At 42.0% G+C, this 22,883-nt stretch carries 17 protein-coding genes; 5 read left to right on the forward strand and 12 right to left on the reverse strand.

What is annotated here, in order from left to right:
* The first annotated feature begins 328 nt into the window (after positions 1-328).
* Positions 329-1,189: a sigma-70 family RNA polymerase sigma factor gene (locus tag AC1D0K_RS23635; protein ID WP_295721622.1), complete on the forward strand. Its 861-nt coding sequence runs from the start codon at positions 329-331 to the stop codon at positions 1,187-1,189.
* Between the two features lie 386 nt (positions 1,190-1,575).
* Here the strand turns inward: AC1D0K_RS23635 and AC1D0K_RS23640 are convergent, their stop codons facing one another.
* Together AC1D0K_RS23640 and AC1D0K_RS23645 are read right to left on the reverse strand one after the other, a co-directional pair.
* A complete protein-coding gene (locus AC1D0K_RS23640) occupies positions 1,576-1,767 on the reverse strand; it encodes a cold-shock protein (RefSeq protein WP_091145844.1) in 192 nt (63 codons plus the stop codon).
* Positions 1,768-1,913: 146 nt separating this feature from the next.
* Positions 1,914-3,848, reverse strand: coding sequence for an alpha-amylase family glycosyl hydrolase (locus AC1D0K_RS23645; RefSeq protein WP_477396218.1), 1,935 nt, complete (start codon positions 3,846-3,848; stop codon positions 1,914-1,916).
* Between the two features lie 349 nt (positions 3,849-4,197).
* Here AC1D0K_RS23645 and AC1D0K_RS23650 point away from each other — a divergent pair, with 349 nt between their 5' ends.
* Both AC1D0K_RS23650 and AC1D0K_RS23655 read left to right on the forward strand, forming a co-directional pair.
* Positions 4,198-4,749 (forward strand): hypothetical protein, encoded by a 552-nt coding sequence (locus AC1D0K_RS23650; RefSeq protein WP_477396221.1) that lies wholly within the window; start codon positions 4,198-4,200, stop codon positions 4,747-4,749.
* A 111-nt stretch (positions 4,750-4,860) separates the two neighbouring features.
* Positions 4,861-7,041 (forward strand): TonB-dependent receptor family protein, encoded by a 2,181-nt coding sequence (locus tag AC1D0K_RS23655; protein WP_477396223.1) that lies wholly within the window; start codon positions 4,861-4,863, stop codon positions 7,039-7,041.
* A 56-nt stretch (positions 7,042-7,097) separates the two neighbouring features.
* Here AC1D0K_RS23655 and AC1D0K_RS23660 read toward each other — a convergent pair whose 3' ends face one another.
* Both AC1D0K_RS23660 and AC1D0K_RS23665 read right to left on the reverse strand, forming a co-directional pair.
* Positions 7,098-7,466 carry a response regulator gene (locus tag AC1D0K_RS23660; protein ID WP_295721614.1) on the reverse strand — a complete coding sequence of 123 codons (369 nt, stop codon included), beginning with the start codon at positions 7,464-7,466 and terminating at the stop codon, positions 7,098-7,100.
* Positions 7,467-7,637: 171 nt separating this feature from the next.
* Entirely contained in the window at positions 7,638-8,210 is a 573-nt protein-coding gene (locus tag AC1D0K_RS23665; RefSeq protein ID WP_477396225.1) for a thymidine kinase, read from the reverse strand.
* A gap of 73 nt (positions 8,211-8,283) precedes the next feature.
* Here AC1D0K_RS23665 and AC1D0K_RS23670 point away from each other — a divergent pair, with 73 nt between their 5' ends.
* Positions 8,284-9,306, forward strand: a complete 1,023-nt coding sequence (locus AC1D0K_RS23670) for a hypothetical protein (protein WP_477396227.1) — start codon at positions 8,284-8,286, stop codon at positions 9,304-9,306.
* A gap of 299 nt (positions 9,307-9,605) precedes the next feature.
* Here the strand turns inward: AC1D0K_RS23670 and AC1D0K_RS23675 are convergent, their stop codons facing one another.
* Both AC1D0K_RS23675 and AC1D0K_RS23680 read right to left on the reverse strand, forming a co-directional pair.
* Entirely contained in the window at positions 9,606-12,182 is a 2,577-nt protein-coding gene (locus tag AC1D0K_RS23675) for a family 20 glycosylhydrolase (protein ID WP_477396229.1), read from the reverse strand.
* Positions 12,183-12,522: 340 nt separating this feature from the next.
* Positions 12,523-13,449: a cobalamin-binding protein gene (locus tag AC1D0K_RS23680; RefSeq protein ID WP_477396231.1), complete on the reverse strand. Its 927-nt coding sequence runs from the start codon at positions 13,447-13,449 to the stop codon at positions 12,523-12,525.
* A 206-nt stretch (positions 13,450-13,655) separates the two neighbouring features.
* On the opposite strand from AC1D0K_RS23680, the gene AC1D0K_RS23685 reads away from it, so the two are divergent.
* Positions 13,656-14,279 (forward strand): LysE family translocator, encoded by a 624-nt coding sequence (locus tag AC1D0K_RS23685; protein WP_295721511.1) that lies wholly within the window; start codon positions 13,656-13,658, stop codon positions 14,277-14,279.
* Between the two features lie 581 nt (positions 14,280-14,860).
* Here AC1D0K_RS23685 and AC1D0K_RS23690 read toward each other — a convergent pair.
* From AC1D0K_RS23690 to murG, 6 genes are all read right to left on the reverse strand, one after another.
* Positions 14,861-16,105 (reverse strand): aminotransferase class I/II-fold pyridoxal phosphate-dependent enzyme, encoded by a 1,245-nt coding sequence (locus AC1D0K_RS23690; protein WP_295721509.1) that lies wholly within the window; start codon positions 16,103-16,105, stop codon positions 14,861-14,863.
* A gap of 250 nt (positions 16,106-16,355) precedes the next feature.
* Positions 16,356-17,969, reverse strand: a complete 1,614-nt coding sequence (gene ftsZ, locus AC1D0K_RS23695) for a cell division protein FtsZ (protein WP_295721507.1) — start codon at positions 17,967-17,969, stop codon at positions 16,356-16,358.
* A 126-nt stretch (positions 17,970-18,095) separates the two neighbouring features.
* Entirely contained in the window at positions 18,096-19,436 is a 1,341-nt protein-coding gene (ftsA, locus tag AC1D0K_RS23700; protein ID WP_295721505.1) for a cell division protein FtsA, read from the reverse strand.
* Between the two features lies 1 nt (position 19,437).
* The gene (locus tag AC1D0K_RS23705) at positions 19,438-20,298 is read right to left on the reverse strand and encodes a cell division protein FtsQ/DivIB (protein WP_477396141.1); all 861 of its coding nucleotides are present in this window, start codon (positions 20,296-20,298) and stop codon (positions 19,438-19,440) included.
* Positions 20,291-21,649 carry a UDP-N-acetylmuramate--L-alanine ligase gene (gene murC, locus AC1D0K_RS23710; protein WP_477396139.1) on the reverse strand — a complete coding sequence of 453 codons (1,359 nt, stop codon included), beginning with the start codon at positions 21,647-21,649 and terminating at the stop codon, positions 20,291-20,293. Before murC ends, AC1D0K_RS23705 begins: the two co-directional genes overlap by 8 nt.
* 54 nt (positions 21,650-21,703) lie before the next feature.
* Positions 21,704-22,873, reverse strand: coding sequence for an undecaprenyldiphospho-muramoylpentapeptide beta-N-acetylglucosaminyltransferase (gene murG, locus AC1D0K_RS23715; protein ID WP_477396137.1), 1,170 nt, complete (start codon positions 22,871-22,873; stop codon positions 21,704-21,706).
* Positions 22,874-22,883: the final 10 nt, after the last annotated feature.

The raw sequence follows: 22,883 nt of genomic DNA on the forward strand, positions 1-22,883 counted from the left end.
ATCCTTATATATGCCTCATTTTTAGCATTCAAATACTTGTATTTTTGACACAATAATAGCAATTTAATGCGTATCTTTGTGCATCCATTTAAGAGATATCACATTTGATTAAACTTTTACCGGTCACTGCACTATATTTCAATATTGTAAATACCGCGCATCCTAATGCTATAATGTCAAAAGCCAACCCACGTTTTATAAATATTCCGGGTTTAGAAAAATTCATAGGAGCACCGTTTAATTCATCATATATTTATACTGCAGGTTAAACCAACCGTGTAAAATCTTATCGGACTAATAATTAGCTGAAAAAAATCTATTCAAAAAAATGAGACAACTCAAAATATCCCAATCCATTACCAATCGTGAATCTCAATCACTTGAAAAATATCTTCACGAGATAGGTAAAGTAGATTTAATAACCGCACAGGAAGAAGTGATCCTGGCGCAGAAGATTCGTGAGGGTGATCAAGCTGCATTAGAACGGTTAACAAAAACCAACCTGCGTTTCGTGGTTTCGGTTGCAAAGCAATACCAAAACCAGGGCCTTACCTTAGGTGACCTTATAAACGAAGGAAACTTAGGTTTGATTAAGGCTGCAAAACGTTTTGATGAAACCAAAGGCTTTAAATTTATTTCGTACGCTGTATGGTGGATCCGTCAATCTATCCTATCTGCCGTTGCCGAGCAATCACGTATTGTACGTTTACCTTTGAACCAGATTGGTTCATTAAGTAAAATTCACAAAGCGGCATCTAAATTAGAGCAAGAATTTGAAAGACAACCAACACCAGAAGAACTGGCGGATGATTTGGAAATATCTGTTGATAAAATTGCCGATTCATTAAGCAACGCTGGCAGACAAGTATCAATGGATGCTCCATTTATACAAGGTGAAGAAAATACTTTGCTTGATGTTTTGCAAAGCACCGATGCCGCAACTGATACCGAACTGATGATGGATTCATTATCACAAGAGATCAAACGTTCATTAGGTATCCTTGCCGAACGTGACCGCGAGGTTATCATCCTGTTTTTTGGCTTAGGTGGTTATGCTGCCCATTCTTTAGAAGAAATTGGTGAGAAATTTAACCTTACCCGCGAGCGTGTACGTCAGTTAAAAGATAAAGCGTTGATGCGTTTACGCCACAACTCAAAATCAAATCTTTTACAATCATACTTGAACTAAGAGATTAGCGGGATGCAGATGCATCCGAACACATATTTGAAACGCGAATGGTGAAAATCATCCGCGTTTTTTTTGTGCTCTGGGATTTCATTGCAAGGAATAAAATCCCAGAGGAGATAAAGAGGGAAATAATGTTTTGAAGTGTTTGTCATCCTGAACGATAGTGAAGGATCTATTATGCGCTATGCTTCTTCGCCCTGTAAAGTCTGCGAATAGATCCTTCACTATCGTTCAGGATGACAAAAGCTTTTCAAAAAAAGTCATAGTAGAAGCGAACAAACAACGCGTGGAAATAATAACGGGTTAAATAAAATTTACCCACAAAAAAAAGCATCTGCCCATTGTGGAGCAGATGCTTGTACGATTCTTTATATAATAGTTAAGTCTTAACCTACTTTTACATTTACCGCGTTTAAGCCTTTTTTACCTTGTTCTACATCGTAGGTAACACTGTCGTTTTCACGGATAGTATCGATAAGGCCTGAGGCATGTACAAAAACTTCGGCACCACCATTTGTAGGTGTAATAAATCCGAAACCTTTGCTTTCATTGAAAAATTTTACTGTTCCTTGCATTATATTTTTATTTAATTAAGCAAATGTACAGTTAATTAATCAACAATCTATTATAAATAAGGCAATTAAGTTTTTAATTGAAATTTAAATAATAATAAAGGCTCCGCAATACGCCCGGAGCCTTTATTATTAGCATGTTAGCCCCGCTGCTAACGAGTCAAAGCAGTACTGCCGTAAACATGGTATTCGCCCGGTGCAAGTGTTATGGAATAGGTTAATGAAACCACATTTATGCTGGCGCCGGTTAAGACATCGGTATAAGTACCAGTAGTTGGGAAGGTGATATTGGCCGTTTGCGATGCCACATCAAAATTACCTACCACTTCAACATTGGCGCTGGCATCCTTCAACTGGATTGTTTTAATTCCTCCTGAAAGGTTGTAAACATAATTTGTAGTAGCAAACACCGCGTTCTTTTTATGCAGGTTTATCAATTGCGAATATATGCTGTATAAATGCCTGCGCTGCGGATCAGCATTGTAATTCCACAGTATAGGTTTATTATTGGTGCGCCCAAAAAGATCAATGGATTTATCATAACCCAGCTCGCCAAACTGCCATATCATTTTAGGACCCGGTACCGATAGCAGGAACGCGGCAGCCATCTCCTCGCGTTTTAAGCCTGTGGGTATATCTTTTGTACTGTAACTGCCGGATACGTTTCCATAAGTCTCGTTCTTAAACATCAGGCGTTCCTCGTCATGACTTTCAAAATAGCCTACCAACTGGTATGGCAGGGTAAATGTATGCTGATCATAAAACAGTCCCTGGAAATTTGAATTAGTTAGCCAGCCCATGGTAGCCTCATTGGCATTATAATTTAAATTATTCCACAACATCATACCTTCTCCGGCCAGTTCTTTCTCTTCCTGGTTGGCGGCAAAGTGCTCCAGTATTACATAGAAGTTATTATTATCGATGCTTTTAATATAGTTGTTATACTCTTTCCAGATAGCAACCCGACTGGCATCATATTGCCCCCACGGCCCAACGGCTGCGTCGCCGGTACCATAGTTAACTTGTGTAAAGCCCTTGGAAAGATCAAACCTAAAACCATCAATTTTATATTCCTGCATCCAGAATTTCAATACATTTTTTACAAAATATTTGGTAGCTGCACTCTCATGGTTAAACTGGTACCCTACATTATAAGGGTGTGTAGGATCAACATTATACCAAGGATTATTGGCAGCAGGTTTGCCCGCGGCTGTGTTAAAATACATTTGCACCATTGGCGATTGCCCGAACGAATGGTTAAGAACCATATCCTGGATAACCGCAATACCGCGCGAATGGCACTCATCAATAAATGCTTTTAAAGCATTTTTAGTACCGTAATATTTATCGGGCGCAAAGTAAAATGAAGGGTTATATCCCCATGACTGGTTACCCTCAAACTCATTAATGGGCATTAGCTCAATGGCATTTACACCAAGATTAGCCAAATAGTTAAGCGTATCTTTCAGGGTTTGATAATTGTGATTATCGGTAAAATCGCGCACAAGGAGTTCATAAATAACCAGTTTCTTTTTCTCGGGCCGAGCGAAGGTGGCGTTTTTCCAACTGTAGGCAGGTTGATTGGCCTGCAAAACACTTACATTACCGGTTGTTTTGCCGGTTGGGTAAGCCTTTAAACCCGGATATGTATCGGCCGTTATATTTTTATCATTGTCCGGATCAAGCACCTTTTCGGTATATGGGTCGGCCACTTTAAGGCTGCCATCAATTAAATACTGGTAAGCATATTCTGTATTCGCATCCAGGTTATCTATCTGTATCCACCAGCGCTTGCCATCTGGGGTGTGGTTCATCGCGTATTTAGCATCAGCTATCCAGCTATTAAAATCGCCTATAACACTTACTGATGTTTTTGACGGAGCATATAAGTTTAAAATGACTGATTTACCTGAGTTTATATAGGTAACTCCATCTACCGCGCCGGCCGGTAATTCCTTTCCACCAGTCACTACCGTATCTCCGGGAACGTTCCCGGAACCGCCCTTAGAAGGAGATGTTTTTTTGCATGCAGTAAAACTGATCAGCAGCAAGCCGACCAGCAAAAAGTAAAAGTTTTTGATTATCATATATTACCTGTTTATAAAATTGGTTCTATAAAAGTAGTCTGAATTTTTTATTTAAGTACCCGAATACTCAAAATAAAATCTCCCTGGTATTTGTTCAGGAAGTTATAGTTTGAAAATCAGACATTTACAAATGTATAGAATCCAATTTTAAGAAGCAAGCTTTAAGATGTGCGTAAAGAAAAGTAAAGACAAAGGAAGTACGTGGCGTAAAACTTCGCAAATCGCCCCACAAACTTGCCTAATTAATTACAGCCGGTACAGTCACCCCTCGTCACCCTCCCACTATTTTTAAATAAAATAGTAAACCAAGAAAAATTATACTTAGCATTGTGCTTATTTAGAATCATTCTTGAAAAAGTTCTTCGCCACCATATTGCTTATAGCCCACCTTTTCAATATAGGCGGATATATGGTGTTGAGCCAATACCTGGTCTATCAATCTGATAAATTTGCAGCCGAACAAATTAGCAAGGGAAAATACGATACTACCAACCTTATCGAAATAAAGATTCCTCAACACATGCCCCAAATACACGATTGGAAATCATTTGTATGTGTATCTGGCCAGGTACAGTTTGCCGGCATTGCCTATAACTATGTAAAACTTAAGGTAACCCGCGATACAGTATTTGTACAGTGCATTCCAAATTACGAAACCACCAAATTGCTAACCGACAATGTGATATATGCCAAACAACTCAACGATATCCCGATAAGCAAAAAGGCGCATGAGTCATCCGGAAAAAAAACGGGAGTGGATAATAAATACAACTATCCTATAACAGCATACACATTTACATCAAGGGTATCGGCAATCAAAAAACTAAACACTTTTATTTTTATTGATATCAATCAACCTCTGATTCTGATAGATGGCCGCCCGCCAGAAAACATTGCCTAAGCAGCTCTTATCATTTTTTACTCCCTACAGCAACAGATGGCCGTAGCAATGCATGGCTATTTATTGCCTTACAGCTAATTATCGGCCATATCTATCAAAATAAAACGATTCATGACTAATTTTTATAAAATACTTTTTTCGGTTCTGTTCATTACAGCGTCTGGTTCTGCGCTGGCACAAAAGAGCGTCAAAGATACCTTACACCTCGATAGTGTAATTATTAAAGAAAGTCGCTCTAAATATCTGCCCAACATCGTTGGTACCTATATTTTCGCCGGTAAAAACACACATTTAATATACCCTGATGCGGGGAAGGTAAATCTGGCCAACAATACTGCACGGATGGTCTTTGCCAAAGTTCCGGGTGTTAACTCCTGGGAAATGGATGGAGCCGGTCTGCAGCTAAATATTGGCACACGCGGTACCGATCCACACCGGTCAATTGAAATGAATATGCGCCAAAATGGGTATAATACCAATTCGGACGCGCTTGGCTATCCCGAAAATCATTACAATGTACCGTTCCAGGCCATCAGCGAAATCCAGTTTGTGCGTGGCTCGGCTGCTTTGCAATTTGGGCCGCAGTTTGGCGGCATGGTCAACTACAAAATAAAAGAAGGCGACAGCACTAAGGTTTTCGGTATCGAAAGCGAACAAACCGCGGGCTCAAACAACTTCTTCAATTCGTATAATGCTATTGGGGGCAAGGTAGGCAAGGTGAGCTATTACGCCTTTTACTCCACCCGCAGAGGCGATGGCTGGCGACCAAACGCTGCCTTTAATTATCACGCCTATTATGCCAATCTCAAATACCAGTTTAGCAGCAAAGGCAGTATAGCCCTGCAGTTTTCCCGGTCGGATTATGTGCAGCAGATTGCGGGAGGCTTAACAGACGCGCAGTTTGAAGCTGACAACCGGCAGTCGTTCCGGGCCAGGAATTTCTTTAACCCGGAGATTAATATTCCCGCCCTGTTATTTAACTACGCGTTTAGCAGTAATACAAAACTGGAGGTTACATCGCATGTATTGTTTGGGCAACGTAACAGCGTACAGTTCATCAACACACCCAACATTAAGGATACGGTTAATGCCAGCTTAAAAACCTTTAATCCGCGCCAGGTTGACAGGGATTACTATGCCGGCTTTACTACCGAGACCCGCTTACTGCATACCTACAAACTTGGCAACCTGAACAGTACATTTACCACCGGGGTAAGGTTTTTTGAGGAAACTACAAAGCGCAAGCAAAAAGGGACAGGTACCATCGCATCCGATTTCGATCTGACTTTGGTTAAACCTTATGGTATCGACCTGAGATTGCACTCACTCAATTATGCTGCCTTTGCCGAAAATATTTTCCAGGTAACACCCGAGTTTACGATAACTCCAGGTATGAGATACGAGGTGATCAAAAGCACCACATCGGGTGTTATTAATAATGCCACCTTCCCTATTGGGTATAAAGGCAACCGGAATTTTCCGTTGTTTGGTACAGGGCTACAATACCAGTTTAGCAATGGCAGCCAGCTATATGGCAACATTTCGCAGGCTTACCGCCCTTACCTGTACGCCGCTGTTACCCCTGCCGATCAGCTGACAATTATTGATCCTAATATTAAGGATAGCCGTGGTTATGATATCGATCTGGGCTATCGCGGGCATATCGGCACCATATTTAATTATGATGTTAACGGTTTTTACGTTTACTACGGCAACCGTGCAGGTACATTAACCCAAACCGACGCGCAAAATGTAAACCATTTATTTTTAACTAATGTTGGTAACGGCGTGGCCAAAGGCATTGAGGCCTATACCGAGGTATCATTATTACGTTCATTTAATAAGCATGCCGGTAGTGATATCCGTTTGTTTAACTCATTGGCATACACCCATGGCCGCTACACCAGCGGATCCATTAACGCATCGGGTAAAAATATAAGCCTGGCGAACAATCACCTGGAGAATGTACCCGAATGGATAAACCGTACTGGTTTAACATTTTTAAGCGGTGACTTTAGCAGCACCCTGCAATTGAGCTATACCAGCAAAAGCTTTAGCGATGCCAATAACACCGTATTTAACCCAACAGGGGCAACCGGCGTTGTACCTGCCTACCATGTGGTTGACTGGGCTTTTAATTACAGCTTCCTTAAAAACTACCACGTCAGTGCCAACGTGAATAACCTGTTTAACGCTCAATATTTTACCCGCCGTATTAATATGTACCCGGGTCCCGGTATTTTGCCTGCGGACGGCCGGACTTTTAACATTGGTTTCGGAATTAAGATTTAACGAAAAATGGCCTCCAGATAATACCAGGAGGCCATTTTCATTTCAGGCTAAGCCTGTTATTTAACGTGCTTTTTTACAATATGTAACAGTTCGGTAAGATCAAAAGGTTTCTTTAAAAAGCCATCGGCCTCGCCAGCCTTTGAAACTTCTTCAATATTATTAACCGCCGAAACGATGATCACCGGGATACCGCTTGTAGCCGGATCGCTTTTTAAGCCTTTACTCAATTGCTGCCCATTGGCATCACTCTTCCAATCGGTAAGCCAGTTATCCAGCAAAATCAGGTCGGGATCTATCTCCACCAGCCTTTTTAGTATACGGGCATTATCAGAAGCTATAACTTCGTATTTTTCTTCTTCCAGAACATAAACAATGGTGTCGCGAATGTCTTTATCATCTTCGATCACTAAAATTTTCTTCGCCATAAAGTCCTCATAGTTAGGATCGAATATAATAAATATTAATTGAAAATTATAAAATTTACCTATAATTCACAACTGATTATCATACCCAATCACAAGCATAACAAATAAAGGCTCACCTTTTGTTTTAGCAGGTACGCTTTATGAAGGAAATATTACAGAAAAATTAAATTGTTAGCTGTTATAGCAAATACGGCAGCGTGGTTCGTAACTTTCCTTTTCGCCCAATAATATTCTAGATTCATCAGGCACCAGGCGATAAGAGTATAAAGCCGGATTACCGCATTGAACACATACGGCGTGCAGCTTGGTAACAGATTCGGCAATTGCCATAATTGCCGGCATCGGGCCAAACGGGCGGCCCTTAAAGTCCATATCAAGCCCAGCCACAATAACCCGCACACCCCTGTTGGCCAGTATGGTGCAAACCTCGGGTAGTTGATCATCAAAAAACTGCGCCTCATCAATACCAATTACATGAGCATCATTAGCCAGCAGCAATATAGCCGAAGCACTATCAACAGGAGTTGAAGAAAACTTATTGGCGTTATGTGAAATGATGGCGTCCTCGCCATAACGGGTATCAGATTTAGGGCTGAAGATCTCTATCTTTAATTTGGCAATGCGCGCACGATTAAGCCTCCTGATCAGTTCCTCGGTCTTGCCCGAAAACATAGATCCGCAGACCAGTTCAATACTGCCGCCAAATTCACTCTTACGCCTAAAAACATCCTCGTGATATACCATACTTAACTATTGTGGGGCCCAAATATCAGAATTTTATCCTATTTTTGGTAAGCATTTTCCTAACATTGAAGCCATGAAGCAAATGGATGTATTTAAAAAGATCGGCGGCATTTTACAAGAGCTTAATGACCAATATGATTACCTTAAAGCTGACAGCAGCGATCTGAATGAACTTGAACTGGAGCTTTTTGTAGCCAACGCACATTTTTTAAAAGACCACGCCGAAATATTACGTAAAATTCACGAGCGCAAAGTGCAACCTGCCGATGCGCCCGAAGTTGTTGCAAAACCAGAGTCAGTTATAGAAACTCCAAAACCGGCAACCACTCCGTTACAAAAACAAGAGCCGATATATGAACGCCGCTTTTTTGAGCCGGTAGTACAACAAAAACCAGTTGTTGAAGCTAAACTCGAACTGAGCAATGAGGCAGTTATTCCGGCTCCAGCAGCTTATAATCCTGTTAAACCCGAAATAGCTGAGCCTGCCCCGATTAAAGAGGAACCCGCACCAGTGGTAATTGATTCCGGATTAGAAAGCACTGCAGATTCATATACTTTTGAAAATAGTGAACCCATAATTCTCAACCACGAGTTGGTATTGGATGAACCAATAGTAACCGAAGAGAAAGAAAAGATAGCCGAACCAGTAGCAATAATTGAACTACCTGTAGCCGTACAACCGCCTGTAGCTGAGAAACCAATACCTATAGCCCAGCCAGAACTATTTAAACCAATGGTGACTAAGCCGGAGCCAGCAAAAACAGAAGGCGACCAGGTACTTACCTTCAATCAAAAAATGTCGGCCCAAAAAGCCGAAAGGGAAAATGGCTTGTCGGCACAGGTAAACGCATTGCCTGTTAATGATCTTAAATCGGCCATTAACCTGAATGATAAACTGCTTTATATTAAAGATCTGTTTAACGGCTACAGCCTGGCCTACAGCGAAGCCATTGAAATAGTGAACCGTTTTAACACTTTTGAAGAAGCCGAACGCTTTTTGAAAACAAATTATGTTGCCAAAAACAATTGGGACAGCAAAGCCGCAACTGCCGAAAAGTTCTACGCTCTTTTAAGGAGAAGATATCCTACGGCTTAAATTATTAGTCAACTAACACCCTTAAAACGTCATTGCAAGTTTTACTATCCGGGGAACACTGAAAGGAAAATGACATTTGAAAAGTTTGTCATCCTGAGGAACGAAGGATCTTTTTCGCCCTGCACATCACCGACTTTTATAGTGAAGAAGATCCTTCACTGCGTTCAGGATGCCAACCGTTTTTACAAAACCTCGTAGGTAGGAACGAAGCAATCCCCCAAGTACAGAGCGGCTCTGCATAGCTGGGGATTGCTTCATCACTTACAGCAATAACGGATATTTTTAACGTTCTTATCTACTTACAAAGTCGATCCCTGTTTCTTTCCTTCTGCAGCCTCACCACCGGTAGCTACATTACCTCCCCTGCCCTTTGGATCAAAAGCACGGAACTTAATCACACCGCTTTTATAATCAACGGGGCCGGTATAAACTTTGCTGCCTGCATCCGGATCTTTCCCGTTGGTGGTATAGCGTATAGTTAAACCGGGGAACTCTATGTTGCTTGAATATTTGCCATCCTGCAGACTGATACCCGGTTTTGGCACACGGTAGTTATAACCGCCATTGTAATAGCTCAAACGTGGCATTTCTCTTTTCCCCAGCACATTCAAAAATACCGACCATGATTGCTGGTATTCCTGCTGTGCTTTTATAGGATCTTTTTCTGTAGCCCAGGCTGGGTCTTGCGCCCATGCACGTTCGGCCAGGCCAAACAGGCGCGGGAAAATCATATAATCCATACGCTCGGGACCTTTTACCGTTTCGGCCCATAGCGCTCCCTGTAAGCCTATTATATTGTTTTTGCCATAATCAGTAAGGCGTTGCTTACCTAAAAATATGCTCCTATTTATTGGTGCACCATTTTTATCTACATCGGCATTTTTAAAATAGTCGTAAGGAATAAAGGAATAAAATTTATCTATCCCTAAAAACGCTCCCCAATAGTAACCTGGCTCATCAAATGACTTGTAGTTGGCCATATCAAAGTATAAATTGGTAACGCAGGTAAGCACTACCTTATAACCGCCATTGGCCAGCTTGTAAGCCAGATCCTCCTGTCCGCCGCCCAAAACATTGTTCCATACATCTGCCTGCAGGTGCTCGCCTGTAAAATCAGGATTAGGCACATAAGTATCGTTGCCATCAAGCCTGGTTTTGCGCAGGGCCATTTCCTCCCAGCCAGATAAGTGAATGCCTTTAGCTTTCAATATCTGGTTAACGCGGCCGTAAAAATAATACCACAGGTCGCCGGTGTTTTGAATCTCCGGGTGGGTGGTCTTTAAAGCGATATAAGCGGGAGATTTTTCCCATACATGCGGTGGCACTTCATCGCCACCAAAATGGATGTTTGGTAATGGTGCGCCAGCTTCTTTATAAATGCCGATCAGGTCATCAACAACCCTTTCCACAAAAGTATAGGTTGATGGCACCGATACATTGATCACGTTATCATTCCAGTACTGTACGGAACGATACTCGGATTTGTCATCAAGATCGCGGAGTAGATATTTAGTGGCTTCATCCTTTTTACCTTCGGCCATCAGGCGATCATACCGGGCATCCATTGCTTTGATAGAAGCACGGGCATGGCCGGGAGTTTCTATTTCGGGGATTACCGTGATATGGCGATCAGTAGCATATTTCAAAATTTCGATGTATTCAGCTTTGGTATAAAAGCCCGTACCATAAGGATTGTTCACATCCGGGCCCGAACCATGGGATGCCGGCAAATGGTTTTTACTATCCAAAGTATGCCCACGTTTTGAGCCAACGGAAGTAAGTTCAGGCAAAGATGGGATCTCTATTCTCCAGCCTTCATCATCGGTTAAGTGCAGGTGCAAAACGTTCAGTTTATAAAGACTCATAGCCTCCAGCAATTTGATTACCTGCTTTTGGGGTTGAAAGTTACGGGCTACATCCAGCATGACTGCGCGGTGCGGGAAACGGGGAGCATCGGCAACTTCAACACAAGAAATTTGTATAGATGACGCTGGCTTAGCTAATGCTGTTACCGGGATAAGCGTTTTAAACGATTGTATACCATAAAACATACCCGCCGCAGTTGTTGCACGGATAGTTATTGCAGATGGCTTAACGCTTAGCTCATACCCTTCTGCATTTAAACCCTCTTTATATTCAAGCGAAATAACATTATCAGCATACTTATTGGTCGCCCTTTTGCCGAATAAGGCTTTCATGTCATTGTTTAATATCGCTAATTCCTTATCGAACCTTTTATCAGCCGATGAAACATGTATGTTGGCTGTTAATGTAAAAGCGCTCCCGGTTTCCTTATAACTTACCGGCGTAGGCAAAATTTTCGGCAATTGATCTGCCGGAATATCTGTTACCGTTTTATTCCTGTCGTAAACAATTTCGGGAGTAATTAAACCCGCGTAGGTAGGCTTATAGGGCTTGATATCAAACGAACCAATGCTGTAGCCCTTTTCGGCCTGGGCATCCCAAACCAGGTAAATACCTTCGGGGGCATCGGTAACGTTTACTACCGGATCGTCATTTACATATTCGATGCGGGCAGATTCACCCGGTTTCAGTTCTTTAAAACCTGCAGTTGGCGTAATACTGTACAGGTCGCCGTTTACCTGGTTTATTTTGGCGTTGCCACTTACCGCATTCTCGGTAAAGCCACGTCCCGAGTTGAAGTAGAACTTCCATCCACCTGCCGGCAATACTTCTTTACCGCTATTGGTAATTACCAGCGCGGTCAACGCTTCATTTTTACCCTGGTAGTTATTATCCATTACCTCCCAGCTAATGCGCAAATCGGCAGCATTAAATTTTATAGCATCCTTAGTTTTAAAAGCAGAACTCATAAAAAATGCCGCGATAAGCATCGTAGTAAAAATTTTACGCATATAATCTTAGTGTTTAATTTTATTGGACACGTAAATATATACAACTTTTTAAATAATTTTAATAAGTGGAAATTTTATTTAATTACTGATTTTAAATGTCATTGCGAGCGTAGCGTGGCAATCGCAAATATCCACGCAAGTTATTGATTACCAATATTATTTTTTGTAGAGACGCATATTTGCGTCTCCCGCGTGCAAATCGGAAATGCAAATCCGCTCTGTATAGCTGGAGACGCAAATATGCGTCTCTACGAAAAGCCGCGCTTGCAATACGTCATCACATTTTTTTCAGGTTTATCCCTGATGGATTCCCGCAATGACATGGGGAGAAATACAGACCTTACACCCCGAACTTTATCCAGCCCTCACCCTCGTACCCAAAGGCAAACTGCTTAGGGCGGATGATCTCGGCCAGGATCTCGATAGAATCAACAATACGCGGACCGGGGCGGTTAAAGTATTGGTTGCCATCAGCAATATATAGCTGATTATTTTTCACGGCCTTCATATCAGCAAAGCCCGGAAGCTGCATTAAAATATCTATTTCCTTTAAGCTGCGCTCTATAGAAAAGCCACAGGGCATTACTATGATGATTTCAGGATTTTGCGCACGAATCTCATCCCAGCTTACATAGGGTGAATGTTTGCCGTCCTGGGCCAGGACAGCTGTACCGCCGGCTATGCTTACCAATCCGGGCACCCAGTTGCCTGATATCATCATTGGCTCCAGCCATTCTATACAGGCTACGGTTGGTTTGCTATCTGCAAATTTCAACTTGTGCTTAATGATATCAACCCGTTCATTAAGTAATTCCACCAGGTCGGCACCTGCCTGGGGTACATTCAACGCGTTGGCTATGGTGATTATATCATTAAAGATATCTTCTACGCTATTTGGTCGCAATGAAATGATACGGGCTTTTTTATCAAGATAGTTATCCAGAGCCAGCTCCACATCCGTTAATGATACCGCGCAAACCTCGCACTGATCCTGCGTAATCACCACATCGGGTGCCAGTTGTTTGATCTGTTCGCGTTTTACCGTGTAAACCGATAGGGCATCGGCAAGAATCTCCTTTACCTTCACATCAATATCGGCGCTGCTTAAACCATCAGGAAAATTCGCTTCGGTGCAAACCGGCAATTGTTTTACCGATTCGGGATAGTCACACTCATGTGAGCGGCCCACCAGGTTATCTTCGAGCCCCAGGGCACATATTATTTCGGTAGCAGACGGAAGTAAGGAGATTATTTTATGGGTTGACATGTTTTCAGATGTGCAGATTAACTTCGTTGATGGCTCTGCCGTTTCAAATGTGCAGATGTGCAAATGTACGGAAGAAGTGCAGATTGATTTGAAAATTTGTCAATTTGAAGATTTGAAATGCAAACTCATTTTCAAATTGTCACATCTTCAAATTTTCAAATCAACTCATCTCCAAATTTTCAATTTAACAACATATCTTTGCCGCAATGATATTTCTTACCTTTTTCATCGGGCTGATAGCCAACTTTATTGGTTACATCCCTCCCGGCAACATTAACCTTTCACTTATACAGATCACTATAAACCGTGGCATAAAAGAGGCTTTACGCTTTATCATCGCTTTTTCATGCGTTGAGTTTTTTTTTACTTATTGTATTATGCAGGCCGCAAGGTGGCTTTCCGGCCAAATGCACCTTGCCGTTATTATCGACTGGGTAATGGTTATTCTTTTTGGCGTATTAGGCGCCATTACCTGGATCCATCGCAATAAACCACCCCAAACCACTTACTCCGAACATGCCAGTATCAAGTACGGCATTCTGCTGGGCTTTTTAAACCCAATGCAGGTACCTTTCTGGATGGTTACAGGAACTTACCTCATTACACACGAATGGATCCTTGACGGAAGGATAGCCTTAGTGATATTTAGCGTAGGCTCTGCAGCCGGTTCTTTTTTATGCTTATATATTTACGCGTTGTTTGCCCGGTATATACAAAGTAAATTTGCACTTAGTACCCGGTTAATTAATACCAGTATCGCCATCTTGTTTTTCGCCTTTGCGGGGTATCATATTGTAAAGCAGGTTTATCTATCGTTTTTCAAGCACTGATGCAGATGTGTAGATTTTAAATGTGCAGATTTCAAATATGCAAATGTGCAGATGATCAAAAAATTTGAAGATAGGTTGATTTGAAAACGGTTGTCGAGATGATTTTTAAACGTAAAATTTAAAACCCGCGTCATTGCGAGGTACGAAATTTCGCGAAACCCTATAGGATGAAACGACGTTTTAAAAGGTTTGTCATCCTGAGTTTTAAAATCCGTTTTGGCCTCTGAAGGAGAAAATGACGTAACAAAAATGGCTGTCATCCTGAGCCTGTCGAAGGATAGTGGGCAAAGGCCTCTCCGCGCGAGTCTTCGACAGGCTCAGACTGACAGGCCCACACGCCTCAAAACCCAATACGTCATGGGTAGGAACGAAGGATCTATTCGCAGACTGTACAGGGCGAAAAAGCATGGCGAATAATAGATCCTTCACTACGTTCAGGATGACAAAAAGTTTTTTTAGCAATACATCAACGGAGACATATAAACCACAAATGGCTTCAAAATTGAAGCCATTTGTGGTTTATATTAAGTTTACTCAATGCACAGATAATTTGCACATCTGAAATCTGCATATCTGAAATATTACGCTATTTCCAGTTTGTTTTCTTTGTAAAAACCCGCCTTTAGTTTTTCACCCATTTCGCTATAAGCATCAAGGGTGCGCTGTACATCGGCCAATGAATGCGAAGCTGTTGGTATCAGGCGCAGTAATATTAGTCCTTTAGGTATAACCGGATAGATCACTATGGAACAAAAGATACCATAGTTTTCGCGCAGGTCGCGGGTTAGGCTGGTAGCTTCGAAAAGGTTGCCCTCTAAAAACACAGGAGTAACCATGGTATTGGTAACACCCAGGTTAAAGCCACGCTCCCTTAAACCTTTTTGCAGTGTTGACGAGATCAACCACAGTTTTTCGCGCAGTTGCGGCTGCGTGGTTAATAGCTCAAAACGTTTTTTTAAGCCCAATACCATCGGCATAGGCAGTGCTTTAGCAAATGTTTGCGAACGCATATTATAACGCAGGAAATGAACTATCTCTTCATCAGCAGCAACAAATGCGCCTATACCTGCCATTGATTTTGCAAATGTGGCAAAGTATACATCTACCCCATCAATACAATCCTGCTCCTCATGTGTACCGGCACCGGTTTTACCCATGGTACCAAAACCATGCGCATCATCCACCAATAAACGGAAGTTGAATTTCTTTTTTAGTTCGATAACTTCTTTTAGTTTACCCTGCGCTCCCGACATGCCAAAAACACCTTCGGTGATCAGCAGTATCCCGCCACCGGTTTGTTCGGTTAATTTTGTTGCACGCTCCAGTTGTTTTTCGCAACTTTCGATATCATTGTGCTGGTAAACAAAACGTTTACCCATATGCAGGCGCACACCATCAATGATACAGGCATGTGATTCTGCATCATAAACAATAACGTCGTTCCTGTCAACCAATGAATCTATAATTGATACCATGCCCTGGTATCCGTAGTTTAATAAAAAAGCAGCCTGTTTACCCACAAATTCAGCCAGGTTATTTTCCAGCTCTTCATGGTGAATAGAGTTGCCAGACATCATACGCGCACCCATAGGGTAAGCCATACCATAATCGGCAGCAGCTTTAGCATCAGCTTCCCTTACTTCGGGATGATTAGCTAAACCCAGGTAATTATTAAGGCTCCAAACCAAATGTTCCTTGCCATTGAACTGCATGTGCGGTCCAATTTCCCCTTCCAGTTTAGGAAATGAAAAATAACCATGTGACCATTTTTGGTGCTGACCCAATGGCCCACCTAAGCTTTTTGTTATTTTATCAAATAAATCCAAAATAATTTACCTTTTAAATAGTGAATAATTGCAAATATAGCTGTAAATACGACTTACTACAATAGCTATAACTTTTTAGAATAGGTTATAACGGGAGGAATAGTATCAAGTAGTTAGTATCAAGTAGCAAGATTTTCTCCCCTTGCTTCAGTTATCTATCAATAATCAAAAAAGCCATCATAAAGATTGTTATTCTTTTATAATGGCTTTGCGTCTTTTTATCTTGATACTTGATACTAACTACTTGATACTAATCGGCATTATCATGTAAAAATGAGTTATTTCTGCGGATCTCGGTGTTGCCTTCGTTATCAGGCATTAGGCTGAATCTTGATATCTGGCTCTCGTCAGATTGTGGTGTATCCTGAAGGGCTATTTCCTTGCGTTTATAGGCCGGTACATTTTCCAACTCCTGAATGTTGCCTGTACGCAATTTCATGCTCAGGTCTTTTAAGCGCATGATCCGCTCGCGCGATTTTTTCAGCTGCTCCTCTATCGATTCATTTGTTTTATGATCATCAGCGCCAAAAGCAGGTGTAGGCTCGGGAGCTGGTTCTGGTACAGGCTCTGGCTTACGCTCTTCTTTTACCGGGGCGTATGATTCAGGCTCGGCCATTTTGAAGGTAAAACCAGCTGTATCCTGTTCGTGATCTTCTTCCTTATCTTCATCGGCAAGGTTGTATTTCACTACAGTTTCCTGTTTCTCATCAGGACGGGCAAACATATCAAACAGACCGGTTTGCTTTGGCTCTTCTTTATGATGTTTAATATAAGGCTCGGCTGTAGCATTGGCTTTAACCGGGTTTATAAATTCATTAAAAGCATTAACAGGTTTTACCAAAGGTGTATTTTCCGGAACTAGCATTGATACTATCTTTTTGTTGCTATGTTCTTTTTCACGCTCATCTTTGGTTTGGAAACCAGTTGCAATAATAGTTACCGAAAGTTTATCTTCCAGGTTTTCGTCAACACAATTACCCCATATCAGGTCTGCAGCCAAACCGGCTTCTTCCTGTATATAATCGGTAATGATGCTCACCTCATCCATGGTAACCTCTTTAAGGCCCGAGCTGATATTAAGCAAAATATAGCGTGCGCCTTCTATCTCGTTATCTTTCAACAACGGCGATGACAATGCACCCTCAACGGCTTTCAGCGCGCGGCCTTCGCCTTCGGCTGTGCTGCTGCCCATGATACACACACCGCTATCTTTCATTACAGTGCGCACATCCTTAAAGTCAACGTTGATATAACCCGGTAAAGTTATGATCTCGGCAATACCTTTAGCAGCGGTGGTTAATATATCATCAGCCTGGCCAAAAGCCGAGCTCATGGTTAGGTTACCAAATATCTGACGCAGCCTGTCATTTGATATCACCAGGAATGAATCAACATATTTTCTTAATTCCTCCATCCCGGCATCGGCCTGCATTTTACGGCGTTTACCTTCAAAAGAGAACGGCGTGGTTATAATACCAACCGTTAATATATCCATTTCGCGGGCAGCTTTGGCTATGATCGGGCTTGCACCTGTACCGGTACCACCACCCATACCTGCGGTAATAAACAGCATCTTGGTATTAACACCCAACATCTGCTTAATATCATCGATATTTTCAATAGCTGAATTTTTCCCAACTTCGGGTATCGAACCGGCTCCCATTCCTTCTGTAAGGCTGGCACCCAATTGTACTTTGTTAGGTATGGGGCTAAGCTCCAATGCCTGGGCATCAGTGTTGCAAATAATAAAGTCAACACCGGTAATTCCTTGCCTGTACATATGGTTTACCGCGTTACCACCACCACCGCCAACACCAATTACCTTGATGATTGACGATTTTTCTTTTAACATCTCAAACTGCATAATCTTCGTTTTCAGCTATATGTGATTCAACCAATATTTAGATTTTACCATCGTAATAATAATACTTTTTCAACAACAGTTTTCCACAAATGTCAATATGTGGAAAAACTTAACTATTGTGTATAATTATTTCAAAAAATCCTCGTCGTTTATATCGTCTTTAATAAATGTGATACTTTTTTTCAGCAACCTGTCAAACAAACCACCTTCTTTACCTTTAGTTTCAAACTTAGGCTTCAATGCTTTTTCAACAGGTATATCTACATTCATATATTCTGTTTTCTGGATCCCTTTTATCAGCAAGCCTATACCTGTTGCAAACGTTGGGCTTTGCAGCTCTTCGTAAATATTTTTAGGCAACACTTCGTTCTTAGCCAGGTGCTCTGTTGGGTAACCAACGCGGCAATCCAAACCGGTAACAAACTCTACCAGCTGGCGTAAGTGTTTCAGCTGCGCTCCACCGCCTGTTATTACTATCCCGGCAATCAGTTTTTTCTCGTAGCCTGATGATTTAATTTCGTAATAAACATGCTCCACAATCTCTTCCATACGGGCCTGGATTACGTAAGCCAGGTTTTTAACGCTAATCTCCTTAGGTTCGCGGCCACGTAAACCCGGCACGCAAACTATCTCGTTCTCTTTGTTCTCATCAGCCAGGGCCGATCCAAACCTTACTTTCAGCTGCTCGGCAATGTTGCGCATTACGGAACAACCTTCTCTAATATCCTCGGTAACGCTATTACCACCAAAAGGGATAACTGCCGTATGGCGGATTATGCCTTCATGAAAAATAGCCACATCGGTAGTACCGCCACCTATATCAACCAACACCACACCGGCTTCTTTTTCCTCTTCGCTCAACACAGATTCAGAAGATGCCAATGGCTCCAATATCAGGTCCTGGCTATCCAGGTTGGCCTTATTAACACACTTAACAATATTTTTAATTGCTGTAACCTGGCCCGATATAATATGGAAGTTGGCTTCAAGCCTAACACCTGCCATACCAATAGGATCCTTAATGCCCGGCTCATTATCCACTGTGAATTCCTGCGGCAATACGTGGATGATATCCTCGCCCGGAGGCATCACCAGGTTGTACATATCCTCTATCAGCTTATCAATATCTTTACGCCCGATCTCTGATTGCAGATCACGACGGGTTATTAAACCGCGGTGCTGCAAACTTTTAATATGCTGGCCAGCTATACCTACAAATACTACCTTTATATCCACATTTGATTGCGCGCCTGCAATCTCCACCGCCTGGGTGATACCCTGTACAGTTTTATCTATGTTTGATACCATTCCACGGGTTACACCCGCAGATTCTGCTTTACCAATTCCTAATACCTCAATCTTCCCATTCTTGCTCCTGCGACCCACAATGACGCATATCTTAGTAGTCCCGATATCCAATCCTACTACAATTGGTGAACTTTTTTCTTGAGTTGAGCTTTTGTCCATATTACAATTTTATTTGAGATTTCTCTTTTTTCATTTTTAGCGAATCCAGTCTAAGTGCCTTGGCTTTAGCCGAATCTGCTTTTGTCAATTCGTTTTTTATACCAATAACCTGGTTGGTATATTTAACATTTATTGTTTTGTATTTATCCCAGCCTACCTGTGGCAACACCTGTTTGTAAAAAGCTACCAGGTTTCTAAGTTTTACATTCAATGAATCGGCATTCCCTATCAGTATCCTTTGGCTGCCCACCCTTGGGATCAGCTCAATCTCCCGATCCGTATTTACATAGATCTGCGCTATCTGTGCATCCCACAACGAATCTTTGCGAATAAAATCGGCCGTCCGGTACAAGTCCTTCGCCAACCGTGTGTGTAATGAATCAACATGATTGGTAAAAAGTTCATCAATAAAACCATTAGCCACCAGTACCCTTGCGGTAAAGTTTGATGAAAGCGGAATTTTTAAACCATGCTGATCTATATAAAAATCCATATCGTAATGGTTCATCACCCGCAGTATAGGTTGGCGCTGGCTTACCTCAACCCTTAATATCCCATCCATTTCTGTATAAACTTTTGCAAACTCAATAAATGGATTTGCCTTCAATTTGTTCTCCAGTTCCTGAATATTTATATTCTCCAGTTTTCGCCCTATAAGTGTATGGCTGTTTGTCTGCAAAATCTGGTCAACTTCCTGCTTATCTATAAAATACTGGTTACCCGGAATATTTACCTTTACGGCAGTACAAACCACCGAAGCTTTTTTCTTTTCAATGAAACTCATCAGCACCACAAGGCCACCCAGGCAAATTACCCAGGCAAAACCTACTAACAGGCGCTTCCAGATGAGCTTTCTATCCATGTTGTAATATTTTGTTTAAAGGATGCACCAATGTATCAATATCACCGGCGCCTACTGTTAACAGCAGCTCGGGCTTTTCATTTTTTACGGCATCCAATGCTTGTTGCTTGGTTAGTTTACGTTTATTTACCAGCTGCATTTTATTTAATAACATATCTGATGTTACCCCTTCAATAGGCAGCTCGCGGGCAGGGTATATATCCAGCAATATCAACTCATCTACCATATCCAGCACTTCGGCAAAGCCATCGGCAAAATCGCGGGTGCGGGTGTACAGGTGCGGCTGAAAAATAGCGGTCAGCTTTTTATCGGGATATAATCTTTTTACCGATGATATGCAGGCCCTTAATTCTTCGGGGTGATGGGCATAATCATCAATATAAATATGCTCTGGTGTTTTCACAATGTATTCAAACCTGCGCTTAACCCCCTTGAAAGATGCCAGCGCGCTTTTTATAGAATCGGCAGGAATATCAAGCCTCAACACAGCCTCAATAGCGGCCACCGCGTTTTCGATGTTATGCGTGCCTGCTATACCCATTTTAATATCGGTAATACTTAAATCGACGTTCACAAAATCGAAATAGAAATCTCCCCCTTCAATGCGAATGTTTGCTGCATGCGCATCGGCGGTTGAATCATCAATAGCATAGGTATAACCGGTATCTAAAGGCAAACCTTTTTTATGTACCAATGTACCACCTACTTTTATCTGCGAAGCAAACAGCTTAAATGATTCTGTTAAATGCGCATGATCACCATAAATATCCAAATGGTCGGCATCCATCGATGTGATGATGGCAACATCGGGATACAGTGTTAAAAACGAGCGATCATACTCATCGGCCTCAACCACCATTACATTGTTTTTACCATACAAAACGTTGCTTTGGTAGTTGGATGATATACCCCCCAAAAACGCCGAGCAATCATTACCCGAAGCTTTAAGCAAATGCGCTACCATAGTTGAGGTGGTAGTTTTGCCATGGGTACCGGCAACAGCAATAGTAAAGGAACTTTTACTTATTAAACCCAAAACCTGCGAACGCTTAAATAGTTCGAAGCCTTTATTTTTAAAATAGTTCAATATGGCCGAATCCTTAGGAATAGCCGGCGTGTATATAATAAGCGTATCATTGCAAGGCTCCTGGAAACTCATCGGTATCCAATCCGCCTTATCATCAAACACCACCTGGATACCTTCGTTATGCAAATCGTTAGTTAAATCCGTCGCCGTTTTATCATAACCGCAAACAATACAGCCCAAATGTTGGAAATAGCGGGCCAGCCCGCTCATACCGATGCCGCCAATGCCCACCAGGTAAACCCTTTGTATGTCGCGTAGTTCCATGTTAGTGTTTTTTTAAAAAAGGCCCTCCCCTTTTGGGAGAAGAGGACCATAATTTTAATTGTTATTTATTAATTGTATAAGCTCTTTTGCTATCACTTCATCGGCATTTGGCATAGCCATTTTACCTATGTTGGTGCTTAGTTTTTTCTGCAATGGTTTATCATCCAACAATTCAAGCGCCCTATCAACCAGCTTTGCTTCGGCATCTCTGTCGGCAACAAAAATGGCAGCATCTTCCTGTACCAGCGCCAAAGCGTTTTTAGTTTGATGATCCTCGGCCACATTTGGCGAAGGCACCAGGATCACCGGTTTTTTCACCATACACAACTCTGCAATAGTGCCTGCTCCTGCTCTTGATATAATAATGTCGGCAGCAGCGTATGCCAGGTCCATGCGGGTTAAAAACTCCTTTATTTTAATATCCGGATGATGATCGTCGCCCAGTTTCTCTATGATCGTTTTATAATAAAATTTCCCCGTTTGCCATATGATTTGTACATCCGCAGCTATGAGTTTATCCAAACCAGCCATGATGCTGTTATTCAACGTACGTGCGCCAAGGCTACCCCCGGTTATCAGTATGGTTTTTTTAAACGTTGATAATTTAAACAACTCCAGCGCCTGCATGTGCTTACCGCCAATGTTCACCGCATCCTTACGGATAGGGTTACCTGTTTTGATGATCTTGCTGGCAGGAAAAAACTGCTCCATATTATCAAAAGCAACACATATTTTTTTGGCGCCCTTACCCAGCCATTTATTAGTAATACCAGCATAGGAATTTTGCTCCTGTATCAGGTACGGTATCTTTTTCATGGATGCGGCATACAACAGCGGCCCAGAGGCATAGCCCCCAACGCCAACAGCGGCATCGGGCTTAAAATCCTTAATAATCTGTAAGGCCTTGCGTACACTGTTCACCAGCTTAACCGGGAACAGGACGTTTTTCCAGATAGAATCGCGCTGAATACCCCGAATATCCAACCCGATGATTTTATACCCCGCCGCCGGAACTTTTTCCATTTCCATGCGACCTAAAGCCCCCACAAACAGAATTTCGGTAGCCGGATCAATATTTTTTAAAGCATTGGCAATAGCAATAGCCGGGAAGATATGTCCTCCTGTTCCGCCACCACTGATGATAATGCGCAACGGCCTCCCCCCAGCCCCCTGAAGGGGGAACTTTTGATTGGCGTCTTTTACATTTATGCTATTGTCTTTCATTACTTTTTTA

The sequence above is a fragment of the Mucilaginibacter sp. P1_A3 genome (assembly GCF_056406855.1).